The 12307-nt window shown below is 51.6% G+C and carries 12 protein-coding genes; 10 read left to right on the plus strand and 2 right to left on the minus strand.

Annotated elements, in window-relative coordinates:
* Positions 1-3 precede the first annotated feature (3 nt).
* Positions 4-324, plus strand: a complete 321-nt coding sequence (locus tag ACO0LM_RS16780; RefSeq protein WP_422988675.1) for an NAD(P) transhydrogenase subunit alpha — start codon at positions 4-6, stop codon at positions 322-324.
* Positions 324-1757: an NAD(P)(+) transhydrogenase (Re/Si-specific) subunit beta gene (locus ACO0LM_RS16785; protein WP_423038397.1), complete on the plus strand. Its 1434-nt coding sequence runs from the start codon at positions 324-326 to the stop codon at positions 1755-1757. Before ACO0LM_RS16780 ends, ACO0LM_RS16785 begins: the two co-directional genes overlap by 1 nt.
* Before the next feature lie 107 nt (positions 1758-1864).
* On the opposite strand, the gene ACO0LM_RS16790 is transcribed toward ACO0LM_RS16785, so the two are convergent.
* Positions 1865-4192, minus strand: coding sequence for a heavy metal translocating P-type ATPase (locus ACO0LM_RS16790; protein WP_423038398.1), 2328 nt, complete (start codon positions 4190-4192; stop codon positions 1865-1867).
* 165 nt (positions 4193-4357) lie between these two features.
* Here ACO0LM_RS16790 and cadR point away from each other — a divergent pair, with 165 nt between their 5' ends.
* Both cadR and ACO0LM_RS16800 read left to right on the plus strand, forming a co-directional pair.
* Complete coding sequence (gene cadR, locus ACO0LM_RS16795) at positions 4358-4804, plus strand: Cd(II)/Pb(II)-responsive transcriptional regulator (protein WP_422973161.1); 447 nt, start codon at positions 4358-4360, stop codon at positions 4802-4804.
* A 52-nt stretch (positions 4805-4856) separates the two neighbouring features.
* Positions 4857-5909 (plus strand): DMT family transporter, encoded by a 1053-nt coding sequence (locus ACO0LM_RS16800; RefSeq protein WP_423038399.1) that lies wholly within the window; start codon positions 4857-4859, stop codon positions 5907-5909.
* 191 nt (positions 5910-6100) lie between these two features.
* Here the strand turns inward: ACO0LM_RS16800 and ACO0LM_RS16805 are convergent, their stop codons facing one another.
* Positions 6101-7186: an AraC family transcriptional regulator ligand-binding domain-containing protein gene (locus ACO0LM_RS16805; RefSeq protein ID WP_423038400.1), complete on the minus strand. Its 1086-nt coding sequence runs from the start codon at positions 7184-7186 to the stop codon at positions 6101-6103.
* 237 nt (positions 7187-7423) lie between these two features.
* Here ACO0LM_RS16805 and ACO0LM_RS16810 point away from each other — a divergent pair, with 237 nt between their 5' ends.
* From ACO0LM_RS16810 to ACO0LM_RS16835, 6 genes are all read left to right on the plus strand, one after another.
* Positions 7424-8374: an alpha/beta fold hydrolase gene (locus ACO0LM_RS16810; RefSeq protein WP_423038401.1), complete on the plus strand. Its 951-nt coding sequence runs from the start codon at positions 7424-7426 to the stop codon at positions 8372-8374.
* 74 nt (positions 8375-8448) lie between these two features.
* Positions 8449-8814: a glutaredoxin domain-containing protein gene (locus ACO0LM_RS16815; protein ID WP_423038402.1), complete on the plus strand. Its 366-nt coding sequence runs from the start codon at positions 8449-8451 to the stop codon at positions 8812-8814.
* A 134-nt stretch (positions 8815-8948) separates the two neighbouring features.
* Positions 8949-9755 (plus strand): SDR family NAD(P)-dependent oxidoreductase, encoded by an 807-nt coding sequence (locus ACO0LM_RS16820; RefSeq protein WP_423038403.1) that lies wholly within the window; start codon positions 8949-8951, stop codon positions 9753-9755.
* Between the two features lie 54 nt (positions 9756-9809).
* Positions 9810-10106 (plus strand): YciI family protein, encoded by a 297-nt coding sequence (locus tag ACO0LM_RS16825; protein WP_423038404.1) that lies wholly within the window; start codon positions 9810-9812, stop codon positions 10104-10106.
* Positions 10107-10143: 37 nt separating this feature from the next.
* On the plus strand, positions 10144-10851 hold the full coding sequence (locus ACO0LM_RS16830; RefSeq protein WP_423038405.1) for an SDR family oxidoreductase: 708 nt from the start codon (positions 10144-10146) through the stop codon (positions 10849-10851).
* Positions 10848-12224 (plus strand): MFS transporter, encoded by a 1377-nt coding sequence (locus tag ACO0LM_RS16835; protein ID WP_423038406.1) that lies wholly within the window; start codon positions 10848-10850, stop codon positions 12222-12224. Before ACO0LM_RS16830 ends, ACO0LM_RS16835 begins: the two co-directional genes overlap by 4 nt.
* Positions 12225-12307 lie beyond the last annotated feature (83 nt).

A 12307-nucleotide genomic window follows, 5' to 3' on the forward strand; every position in this document is an offset into this window, starting at 1 on the left:
ATCATGGAAGTTAGTCATACCCTTACCAACCTCATCATCTTCGTGCTGGCAATTTACGTCGGTTACCATGTGGTGTGGACAGTAACACCGGCCCTGCACACGCCTTTGATGGCGGTGACCAATGCCATTTCTGCCATCATCATCGTCGGTGCCATGCTGGCTGCCGGCCTGACTGAAGGCGTACTGGCCCAGGTCATGGGCACCGTTGCCGTGGCACTGGCGGCGGTGAATGTATTCGGCGGTTTTCTGGTAACCCAGAGGATGCTGGAAATGTTCAAGAAAAAAGAACCTAAAGCACCTAAGGCACCGAAGGAGGATAAATAATGAGCATGAATCTGGTAACGATGCTCTATCTGATCGCATCCGTCTGCTTTATCCAGGCCCTCAAGGGTTTGTCCCATCCATCCACGGCACGCCGGGGTAACAGCTTCGGTATGATAGGCATGGCAATCGCGGTCGCGACTACCATTGCCCTGATCGTTAAACTGAAAAACGAAAGCGCTGGTGCAGGTCTGGGCTATGGCCTGGTCATCATTGGCGTGGTGGTGGGTGGCGGCATTGGTGCCACGCTGGCGAAGCGTGTAGAAATGACCAAGATGCCGGAACTGGTCGCAGCGATGCACTCATTGATCGGTCTGGCAGCGGTGTGTATTGCCGTGGCTGTCGTGTCTGAACCATGGGTATTCAATATCGTCGAAAGAGACCAGCCTATTCCTTTCGGTAATCGTCTGGAATTGTTTATCGGTACTTTTGTCGGTGCGATTACTTTCTCTGGTTCCGTCATCGCTTTCGGCAAATTGTCGGGCAAATACAAGTTTCGTTTGTTCCAGGGAGCACCGGTCAGTTTCGCGGGCCAGCATCAGTTGAACCTGATACTGGCGATAGCCATGCTGGCTTTCGGTATTGCTTTCTGCGTGACACAAAACTGGGCACCGTTCGTCGTCATGACAGCGATAGCCTTTGTACTGGGCGTGCTGATCATCATTCCTATCGGCGGCGCAGATATGCCGGTGGTGGTGTCGATGTTGAACAGCTATTCCGGTTGGGCGGCAGCGGGTATCGGCTTTTCGCTGAATAACTCCATGCTGATCATTGCTGGTTCGCTGGTGGGTTCTTCTGGTGCGATTCTGTCTTATATCATGTGCAAGGCCATGAACCGTTCCTTCTTCAACGTGATCCTGGGTGGTTTTGGTGGCGAAGCGGCTACTGCTGCTACAGGTGACCAGGCGCAGCGTGCGGTCAAGTCCGGTTCTGCTGATGACGTCGCTTTCCTGCTCGGGAATGCAGAAACAGTCATCATCGTTCCTGGTTATGGTCTGGCAGTTGCACGTGCCCAGCATGCTTTGAAAGAACTGACAGAAAAACTGACGCACAAAGGTATCACGGTCAAGTATGCAATTCACCCGGTGGCTGGGCGCATGCCTGGTCACATGAATGTCTTGCTGGCAGAAGCCGAAGTGCCGTATGACCAGGTGTTCGAGATGGAAGACATCAACAACGAATTTGGTCAGGCTGACGTGGTACTGGTATTGGGTGCGAATGACGTGGTAAACCCGGCGGCAAAAGACCCGAAATCGCCGATCGCCGGCATGCCCATCCTGGAAGCCTACAAAGCCAAGACCGTCATTGTCAACAAGCGTTCCATGGCTTCTGGCTATGCAGGTCTGGATAATGAATTGTTCTACATGGATAAAACCATGATGGTGTTTGGCGATGCCAAGAAAGTCATTGAAGACATGGTAAAGGCGGTCGAGTAATCGCTATTGCCGGTAGATTTAATTGATTTAAAAAGCCCAAAAGCATGCATTTGCTTTTGGGCTTTTTTATGTCGATGGTCCGGCAAGAAAAGCGATATTTGTATCAATTATTTGACACCACGTACTAAGCGCAGCCCATTAAAAATCACCAATAGACTTGCCCCCATATCGGCAAACACAGCCATCCACAAGGTGGCAATGCCCATCACGGCCATGATCAGGAACACCAGCTTGATACCCAATGCCAGCGCGATGTTCTGCTTCAGGATGGCAGCCGTGCGTCGGCTCAGGCGTATGAATTGCGGTATCTTGCGCAAGTCATCATCCATCAGGGCGATATCGGCGGTTTCCAGTGCAGTGTCGGTACCGGCGGCACCCATGGCAAAGCCTATGCTGGATTTGGCCAGCGCCGGGGCATCATTGATACCGTCACCCACCATCCCAACCGTGCCATGGTTTGCCAGTTCATCGTTGATGGCGGCCAGTTTATCTTCTGGCAGCAGATTGCCGCGGGCATCATCAATGCCGACATCTTTTGCAATGGCTTTTGCGGTCAGTTCATTGTCACCGGTCAGCATCACGGTACGAATGCCCAGCGCATGCAAATCTGCAATCGCCTGACGACTGCTTTCGCGCACGGTATCTGCCACGGCTATGATGGCAAGTGGTCCTTGTTCATCTGCAATGATCACTGCTGTTTTGCCGTCAGCTTCCATTGTATACAGCACGGCCTCGGTCGTCGGGCTGCAAATCTGTAATTCTTCTATCAGGCGGTGATTACCCAGGTAATACCATTTACCGTCAATTTGACCTTTGACGCCACGTCCGGTCAATGCTTCGAAGTCGCTGACTTCAAATACGGCAGTGCCATTGTCTTGTGTTTTCCAGTGTGCGGTCACGGCACCTGACACCGGGTGATCCGAGCGGCCCGCCAGGCTGGCTGCCAGCTGCAGCACGGTATGTTGTTCACCAGTCAGAAGCTTGATGTCGGTGACGACAGGCTTGCCCTGGGTAATGGTGCCGGTTTTATCCAGCGCCAGCGATTTCAGCTTACGGCCTTCTTCCAGATAAACGCCACCCTTGATCAGGATGCCAGCCTTTGCTGCAGCCGCCAAACCGCTGACCACCGTTACCGGGGTGGAAACCACCAGCGCACAGGGGCAGGCAATCACCAGCAAGACCAGTGCCTTGTATACCCATACCATCCACGGCAAGCCCAGCAGCAGCGGTGGGATAATCATGACACCCAGCGCCAGTACAAACACGATGGGCGTATACACCTTGGCAAACTGATCGACAAAGCGCTGCGTCGGTGCCCGGCTACCCTGGGCTTCTTCCACTGCATGGATGATGCGTGACAGCGTGGAATCGGTCTGCGCTGCCGTCACACGGTATTCAAAAGACCCGGTTTCATTGATGGTACCGGCAAACACCTTGTCGCCGACAATTTTGGCGACGGGTATGCTCTCGCCAGTGATAGGGGCCTGGTTGACGGATGACTGTCCCTTGCTCAGTTCACCATCCAGCGGGATGCGTTCACCGGGGGCGACCCGGACCGTGGTGCCGATGACGATCGATTTTGCTTCCAGTTCTTGCCAGCTACCATCCGCTTGCAAGACACTGGCTTTTTCAGGCGTCATCGCCATCAGACCACGTATGGCATTGCGGGCACGGTCCAGCGACATGGCTTCTATGGCTTCAGACAGGCTGAACAAGACCATGACCATCGCTGCTTCCGGCCACTGACCGATGATGACCGCGCCTGTGACTGCAATGGTCATCAGGGCATTGATGTTCAGATTGAAATTCTTCAGCGCAATCCAGCCTTTTTTATACGTGCTGGTGCCACTGACAAGGATGGCAAAAACGGATAACAGAATGACTGGTGAAGCTATTTCCGAACTGCCGACGTAGGTAAACACCTCGGCCAGTATGGCCGCCACTGCACCGGCACCTAACAACCACCATTTTCGGGCTGCATTGCTTGTATTGGCTGCCGGTGCGATTGCCGCATCCTGATTACTGCGACCGTTCTCACTTACCAGCACCGCCTGCATGCTGATGGATGTCAGGATAGCTTGAATTGCCTCCTGGGTTTCCAGCGTATGGCTGACAGTCAATTTGCGCTGCATGAGATTGAAATGAAGCTTGATGATGCCAGGCATGCCGGACAGCTTGTTGCGGATCAGGCCCTCTTCAGTAGGGCAATCCATGTTTTCTATGGAATACACCACGGTGGAGGTGCCGGCAGGCAGGGCGGCGACATCTGAGGTGGTTGTTGCCACATCTTCAATTACCTTGACATTGCCGTGATCGCAGCAGGTGTGAGCATGCTGATGACCATGTGCATGCGAGTCTGCATGTGTGTCTGCATGTGTGTGGGGATGCGGGTGCACATGCTCGTGCTCGTGTTCATGTTGATGCCGGTTCGTCATGCTTGCTCCGAAAAGGGGGTATAGTGAGCATTAGACACCCTGTAGCAGGTATAGAGTCAAGCACTACTGTTGGACTGACGCAAAACCGCCCCAGCTGCGTTGCAGCTGCTTGCTGGGACGATTTTGTGTAAGTCCTGCTCATGTTGAAATGAATGAGGTACGCAAATGGAATTGAAAATTGGCGAATTGGCAAAACGTTCTGGATGTCTGGTGGAAACCATCCGTTACTATGAAAAAGAAGGCTTGCTGCCACAGGCCAACCGTTCACAAGGCAATTTCCGCCTGTATGGCGAAGTGCACGCAGAACGCCTGCAATTCATACGGCATTGTCGTTCACTGGATATGACCCTGGATGAAATACGCCAGTTACTGCAGTTCCGCGATGTGCCGGAAGACAATTGTTCCGAAGTCAATGCCTTGCTGGACAAGCATATCGGCCATGTCGCCCATCGTATCAAGGAACTGAAGGGGCTGGAGTTGCAATTAAAGTCCTTGCGCAATTTGTGTAAAACAACGCAGGCAACAAAAGACTGCGGCATCTTGCAGAATTTGGGAACAGCAGAAGAACATCCTGTGCGTAACCTCGGTAGCCATGGTAGTGGTTGCCATTGAGAGCACCAATGAATCAGTGTCAGATTTCAAAAAAGCATATGAAAGTAATTTGATGCACAAAGGTGTTATTTACGCATTGCTAGCTGCTGCCTTGTTCGGCATCAGCACCCCGTTCGCCAAAACCATGGTCGCCGATATTGCTCCGGTCATGCTGGCAGGGGTCTTGTACCTGGGTAGTGGCTTGGGCCTGCTGCTGATTTTTATTGTGCGTGCGGCTATTTTTCGTGGCAAGCAGGATAAATTCGTGCCACTCACCCGGCCAGATGTACCCTGGCTTGCTGCTGCCATTCTCACTGGTGGTATTGCCGGGCCAGTGTTGTTGATGGCCGGTTTAACGCTGACACCGGCCTCGGCCACTTCCCTGTTGCTGAACATGGAAGGCGTATTGACAGCATTGCTGGCCTGGTTCGTTTTCAAGGAAAATTTTGACCGGCGCATTTTTCTGGGCATGCTGCTGATAGTGGTGGCAGGTGCACTTTTGTCCTGGGAACAAATGCCGGTATTGGGCGTGCCCTGGGGCGCACTGGCCATCATCGCGGCTTGCCTGTGCTGGGCAATTGACAATAACCTCACGCGCAAGGTGGCGGCCAGTGATGCCTTGCAAATTGCAGGTATCAAGGGGCTGATCGCCGGTAGTGTGAATCTGAGTCTAGCCCTGTTATCCGGCTATCAATTACCCCATGCTTACACCTTGCTGTCGGTGGGCCTGATCGGGTTTTGTGGTTATGGTCTTAGCCTGGTCATGTTCGTACTGGCGCTGCGGCATCTGGGCGCGGCACGTACCGGGGCCTATTTTTCGGCAGCACCGTTTGTAGGCACAGTTGTGTCCTTATTGCTGCTGAGTGAACGGCCAGGCAGCATGTTCTGGCTGGCAGCATTTTTGATGGTGGCAGGTATCTGGCTGCACCTGACTGAAAACCATGAACATGAACATACCCATGAGCCTATCCTGCATGCGCACGAGCATACCCATGACCTGCATCACCTGCACGAGCATGATAGGGAATGGGATGGCAGCGAGCCGCATGCTCATCCGCACCAGCATCATCCGGTAAGACACAAACATCCGCATTACCCGGATATACATCATCAGCATACGCATTGAATGGCAAAGTTTTTGTCTTTGCACGCACCGCGCGTAACAGCGGTTGGCCCAGTTCAAAGAAAGTGAAGGCCCTGCCATGCGCACCAGGCATTGATACCGGTATAGTCGGTAATTGACAAAGGCGGTTGCTACGACTTTGCCTGCAGTACACGCTTTTTTACATGTTAAATTGCGTCAAATTTCAGTAAAAATCAAGAAGAATCAGTACGCGAACGACTGTCATCCAAGCAAATTTCAGCTCGTACCGTTTGCGGTGTTTTTCCGGTCCATGCCAGAAATGCACGCGTAAAAGAATTGGATTCTTCGAAACCTAATAAGAATGAGATTTCCGCACTCGACATGGTCGTGTTGCGCAGGTAATGGTGCGCCAGAGAATCGCGCAAGCTGTCCAACGTCTGCTGGAAAGTAGTTCCCTCTTCCTTCAGCTTGCGCTGTAATGTGCGGGTACTGACCCCGAGTTTCCGACTAACCACCTGCATCGATACCTCACCTGCTGGCAATGTCTCAAGGAGAGTGCTTCGTACTCGCTCGGCCATGCCAGCCGTTCTATCCAGGTCGGTCAGCCGTTGACGCAAAGAGGGCTCGAAGAACAACCACATTTTGTGGTTTTCTGTCAGGAAGGGGCGCTCAACATCTGCAGCAGCGAATACCAGGGTGGTCACAGGTGTATTGGTCACGCGAACACCGAAATACGATTGATAGGTCAGCAAATCTGCTTCCAGATTCGGCGAGTAAGGCAAACTCACACTCAATGGTTGTACATTGCTGCGTGTTGCCAGTCGTGCTAGTTGCACAAAAAATATCAGCTTGAATGCCAGGAACACACTTGGTGGGGGCGTTGTATGATCCAGAAAATCGATGGTGACGGTAGCATGAGAAGTGGTACGCTGGATTTTGATCACCATCGGCGCAATCAATCTCACATACTTGGCAATTCTATCGATAGCGCAGCCAATATTGCTGCTGCATAATGCCGCGAAAAGTTCCGGGTCGAACCAATCCGAGGACATCACCTGGGCGATTCGTAATGGGGCTGGCAAGTTCGCATCCAGGGATTTGGCCTCAGCTTCAATAGCTTCCCATAGCTTAAAAAAATCAGCCGAGCTCAAGCGAACGTTTTGACGCGCAAACAAATCAGCGGGTAACTGCGCGCGGCGCAACACCGGGGAAGTCGCCAATCCTGCATCTTGCATCAACAAACGCCAACCCGGCCAGACTGCATAGTCCAGCGTAGCGCCACGGCGACCACTCAAAGAAGATTTAATGTCCTGTTTCATATCTGCATTCTATGTTGCCGATTACGCCATCACAATAGCAAATTGCGCCAGATTAGCTAAATCATCATGGCGCGTTCTGCCACTAAGCTGGCGCGTTCAGCTAATGTTAATCGTCTGTTTTGCGGGCAAAGTAGAGCCTGAATCGGATGCTGGATCACAGATTTTCAAGTTTCTACTTCGCAACCGATCTTCAGAGATACGCAAACACCGACCATATTTTTTTGGAGAATCATTAACATGAAACGCATCAAACTTGTTTCTACGCTTTTAGCTGCAGCGCTACTGTCAGTGGCAAGTGCCAGCTATTCACAGAACTTTTCGACAGCAAATAGTGCAGTACAAGCTTCATCGTCTCCTGCATTAAAAGCCAAAACACAGTACGCCCATATTGGTGACCATAAAGTTGGCTACAGAAAATTGGGTAAAGGCACTCCAGTCATACTGATTAACCGCTTCAGAGGAACCCTGGACACCTGGGATCCCCTGTTTCTTGACTTGTTGGCGCAAGAAAATACAGTGATCATTTTTGATCAGTCGGGTATCGGCTATTCAGAGGGCATTTTGCCTTTGACCATGCAAGATTTGGCGGCAGAAGTGACTCAGCTTGCCGATTATTTGAAGATCGGTAAATTTAATGTCATGGGATGGTCTTACGGCGGCTGGGTCGCGCAATATGTGACCTTTTATAACCCTGACAGAATTCTGAAAACCATCCTCATTGATAATAATCCTATGGGTAAAAATGAAGTTGCGATGGAACCCAAGTTTGCTGAAAGTGGCATGAAGGCAAACAAAGACCTGGGATTTGAGGATTATGTCACTTTATTTTTTGAGCCGAAATCTGAAAAAAGCAGGTTAGCGGCAAAGAAATCGCTGGAGAGAATTTCGAAGCGCATGGACTACTCCAAGGTTCCTGAACGTCCTGAGGTATTGCAACGATATTTTGCCCCCATCGCATCCATTGTTGCAGATGCAGAAAATTTCCGTGGTGCCTATACCACTCTTAAAACACCAGTACTTGTGATCTCTGGCGATCACGATATTTCATTTTCGTTCGAGAACTGGTACCCGCTCATCAAAAAAGCGCCGACGACGCAGTTTATTGTATTTCCAGATGCAGGACATGGACCACAAGACCAGTATCCTGAATTGGCGTCCAGTTATATCAAAACATTTCTGAAAAACTAATTAGCGCATCACTTTGTAAAACCAGGAGTTTATAACCATGATTCAGTCGTCGTCGAGAAACAGGAATAACAATAATGAACCGCCAGATACTCGCAACAGAAAAAATTCATAGCCATATACGGGAACAGATTGCCGGTAGTCATTTGGATATTGTGCAAGAGGTGCAAAAAGCAATTGCAACGCACCAGTTAGTGGTCGTGGGCATGGCGCAGAATCCTTTTCCGCGCTATGCCAGAAAATTACTGGATGCAGCAGGCATTCCCTACCGGTATTTGCAATACGGCAGTTATTTAAGCGGCTGGCGTCGCCGTACAGCGTTGAAAATGTGGACGGGCTGGCCTACTTTTCCAATGATCTTCGCCAACGGTATGCTGATAGGCGGCACCAGTGAGCTGCAGGCACTGGTGAAGAATGGTGAGCTGCAGCATTTACTTGTCTAGCAATGAGTGGTCTGGCAATGAGTGGCAGCAATGACCGCATGAGCATTGGCAAGCACAGTTGGTCAAAATCCAGTGACGAGATTGCCTATGCGCATGATATCTGGAAAAAACATATGAACAGAAAAGGAAATAACATGAAAAAGACAGTACTCATCACCGGCGCATCGTCAGGCTTTGGACTGATGCTTGCCAATAAGCTGCATCTGCAGGGTTTCAATGTCATTGGTACCAGCCGTGAGCCTGAAAAATATGCCGGGAAGCTGGCATTCAAATTGCTGCGCCTGAATATCGATGACGACAATTCTGTCAAGTCGTTCACTGAAGAGTTGTTCCAGCACACTAAACAGTTAGATGTATTGGTCAATAATGCGGGTTACATGGTTACCGGCATCGCAGAAGAAACATCTATTGAACTTGGCAGGCAGCAGTTTGAAACCAACTTCTGGGGTACGGTTAAAGTGACCAATGCCTTGTTGCCATACTTCAGAGCTCAAAAACATGGACAAATCATCACGGTCAGTTCTATAGTGGGTCTGATAGGCCCGCCGAATCTGTCCTATTACGCGGCCTCAAAACATGCCGTGCAGGGTTACTTTAAATCCTTGCGTTTTGAGCTGGATCATTTCAATATCAAGGTCAGCATGGTTGAGCCAGTCTGGTTCAAAACCAATCTTGGAAATAATTCGGTTTCAGCTAACAAGGGCAGTATCGCCGACTATGATTCGTACCGGAAAAAAGTCAATGCAGCTACACAGAAAGGGATGGATGAAGCGGAGGCCCCCGATGCCGTTGTTAACACCATTTCAAAACTGATCAATACGAATGAACCCAGATTCAGCAATCCTGTGGGAAAAATGACGGGCATGATTTTGTTCCTGCAAAGCTATGTTCCCAAAATGTTTGAAAATTCGATACTGAACAGCGTGAGAACGGCGAAATAAATTTCATCGCCTATTATTAACGGCAATGTGACCAATTTTTAATGAGGTGTAGCGATGAAATACTATTTGTGCAAATTTATTCCGCCGCGTGCGGATTTCCTGGCAACGATGTCTGACGAAGAAAAGAAATTGATGGGACAGCATGGGGCTTTCTTAAATGACCTCCTGGAGAAAGGGCTGATCGTCGCCCATGGCCCGGTGATCGAGGCCAATGGTGGCTACGGGGTTTCGCTTTACCAAATTACCGACGACCAGGATATTTCCTCGTTAACGTCGGAAGATCCCATTGTGAAGAACGGTGTTGGTCATTATGAACACTACGTCATGCTTCATTTGGCATCGCGTCATTAATACTCCTGCCTTTTTATTCCAATTGAAGGAAATCATCATGAAAATCCAAGGTTCAGTTGCACTCGTCACAGGCGCCAATCGGGGGCTGGGCTCTGCATTTGCCCGCGCACTGCTGGCTGCTGGTGCTGCCAAGGTCTATGCTGCTGCGCGCGATCCTTCCACCATCACGTTGGAGGGCGTGGTGCCGGTGCGCCTGGACGTGACCCGCCCTGATCAGATTGAGGCACTTGCCCGCGAATTGGGTGATGTGACTTTATTGATCAACAACGCTGGTATAGGTGGCTCCGGTCCTGTGCTCGACCCCATGGTCATCGACCGGTTACACCAGCAATTTGAGACGAATGCAATCGGTCCGCTACGCATGGTGCAGGCCTTCGCACCGACGATGGCTACCCAAAGCAGCAGTGCTGTTATCAACGTGATCTCGGCGTTGAGCTGGGCCACGCTGCCAGGTATTACTGGCAGCTATAGCGCCTCCAAGGCCGCAGCCTGGGCCTTGAGCAATGCGATGCGGCAGGAACTGAAGGCCCAGGGCACTGAAGTACTGTCGCTGCACGTGGCTTTCATGGATACCGACATGGCACGGGGAGTACCTGGACCCAAGTCTTCCCCCGACGAGATTGCGCGTTTGGCAATTGCCGCACTGGAAGCGGGAAAAAGCGAACTGTTGGCCGATGAAGTGACGCGCAGTGTACACGCAGGTTTGACCGCAGAACCGCCGATGTACCTTGGAATGCTGGGATGAATGACGCACGACCAGGCACGCCCTGGCCTGTGTTTTTTGTAGCCAGCATTGCTGTATTTCTGGTCTCGATCGACACAACAGTGCTTTTTGCTGCCTTTGGCGCAATGCGGGCGGGCTTCCCTGACAGCACTGCTGCAGACATGTCATGGGTTCTTAACGCCTACACGATTGTTTATGCTGCACTGCTGGTACCCGCCGGCAAGCTGTCGGATACGCACGGGCGCAGGCGCATCTTCCTGCTTGGTCTGATGCTCTTTCTGCTTGCATCGGCAGGCTGCGGCTTTGCCACGGGCGTGGGGGTGCTGGTGAGCGCGCGAGTGCTACAGGCAGTAGGCGCTGCGTTGCTCGTTCCGTCATCGTTGGCACTGGTCCTGGGCGCTTTTTCAATCGAACGACGCGCGGTGGCGGTCAGTTTGTGGGGGGCGGTCGGTGGATTGGCTGCTGCATTGGGGCCGAGCGTGGGCGCAGCCATGGTGGCTTCGCTGGGTTGGCGTTGGGCCTTCTTCATCAATTTACCGCTGGGGCTGGTGGCCTGGGTATACGGCCGTAACCGTCTCACTGAGTGGCGTAACGCAAACATGGATACGTCGTTTGACCTTCCAGGTACGGCGCTGTTGATGGCTGGTGTTGGTTTACTGGCCTTTGGCATCGTGCAGTCAGAAGCACTGGGTTGGCGTTCGCCTGCGGTTGTGGGGTTGATGTTCGTAGGTTTTTGCGTTCTGTTGGGCTTCGTGGCCTGGGCACGGCACACACCGCACCCGGCGCTGGATCTTTCGCTGTTTGCTGACCCTACTTATCGCAATGTGAACATAGCGACTTTGGTGTTTGGTATTGCATTTGCCATGATGTTCTTCGGTCTGTTCTTCTTTCTGATGCAGATTTGGCATTATTCGCTGCCTATGGCAGGGCTGGCAGTGTCGCCTGGCCCCTTGCTCGTCGTACCAGTAGCCATCATTGCGGGGCGTCGGGCAACACGTATCGGACACCGCCCGCTGCTTGTCGGCGGCTCCGTGCTTTACGCGGCGGGAGGTCTTTGGCTCTACCTTCTTGCAGGGAATGTGCCCAACTTCCTTGGTATCTGGCTGCCAGCCATGGTCTTGACTGGCACCGCAGTCGGTATGGTGTTGCCCTCTCTAAGTGGCGCCGCAGTGGCGCAGCTCGCACCTGAGCGTTTTGGTATCGGTAGTGCAGTCAACCAATCGGTGCGTCAGATAGGGGCGGTGCTTGGGGTGTCCGCGACTGTTGCATTTGTGGGCCACAATGCGCCGCAATTGGCTGACTTTCAGCAGCTATATCTAACGCACATAGGCCTGGCAATACTTACAGCATTGATTTGTCTAAGTGTAGACACGCGCACGAGAATTCAAAACTGATATTTGACTTTGCAAAATGCATTCCGGTGATGAAGAGTAAACAGCGACTTTGCTATATTGTGTAGCGATTCTGCAGGATGCTG

This window comes from Undibacterium sp. Di26W, assembly GCF_049340265.1.
Lineage (GTDB): Bacteria > Pseudomonadota > Gammaproteobacteria > Burkholderiales > Burkholderiaceae_D > Undibacterium.

Bases quoted from the DNA above. Each gene is read 5' to 3' on its own strand.
- ACO0LM_RS16780 (WP_422988675.1), top strand. From the start codon at position 4: ATGGAAGTTAGTCATACCCTTACCAACCTCATCATCTTCGTGCTGGCA.
- ACO0LM_RS16785 (WP_423038397.1), top strand. From the start codon at position 324: ATGAGCATGAATCTGGTAACGATGCTCTATCTGATCGCATCCGTCTGC.
- ACO0LM_RS16790 (WP_423038398.1), bottom strand. From the start codon at position 4,192: ATGACGAACCGGCATCAACATGAACACGAGCACGAGCATGTGCACCCG.
- cadR (WP_422973161.1), top strand. From the start codon at position 4,358: ATGGAATTGAAAATTGGCGAATTGGCAAAACGTTCTGGATGTCTGGTG.
- ACO0LM_RS16800 (WP_423038399.1), top strand. From the start codon at position 4,857: ATGCACAAAGGTGTTATTTACGCATTGCTAGCTGCTGCCTTGTTCGGC.
- ACO0LM_RS16805 (WP_423038400.1), bottom strand. From the start codon at position 7,186: ATGAAACAGGACATTAAATCTTCTTTGAGTGGTCGCCGTGGCGCTACG.
- ACO0LM_RS16810 (WP_423038401.1), top strand. From the start codon at position 7,424: ATGAAACGCATCAAACTTGTTTCTACGCTTTTAGCTGCAGCGCTACTG.
- ACO0LM_RS16815 (WP_423038402.1), top strand. From the start codon at position 8,449: ATGAACCGCCAGATACTCGCAACAGAAAAAATTCATAGCCATATACGG.
- ACO0LM_RS16820 (WP_423038403.1), top strand. From the start codon at position 8,949: ATGAAAAAGACAGTACTCATCACCGGCGCATCGTCAGGCTTTGGACTG.
- ACO0LM_RS16825 (WP_423038404.1), top strand. From the start codon at position 9,810: ATGAAATACTATTTGTGCAAATTTATTCCGCCGCGTGCGGATTTCCTG.
- ACO0LM_RS16830 (WP_423038405.1), top strand. From the start codon at position 10,144: ATGAAAATCCAAGGTTCAGTTGCACTCGTCACAGGCGCCAATCGGGGG.
- ACO0LM_RS16835 (WP_423038406.1), top strand. From the start codon at position 10,848: ATGAATGACGCACGACCAGGCACGCCCTGGCCTGTGTTTTTTGTAGCC.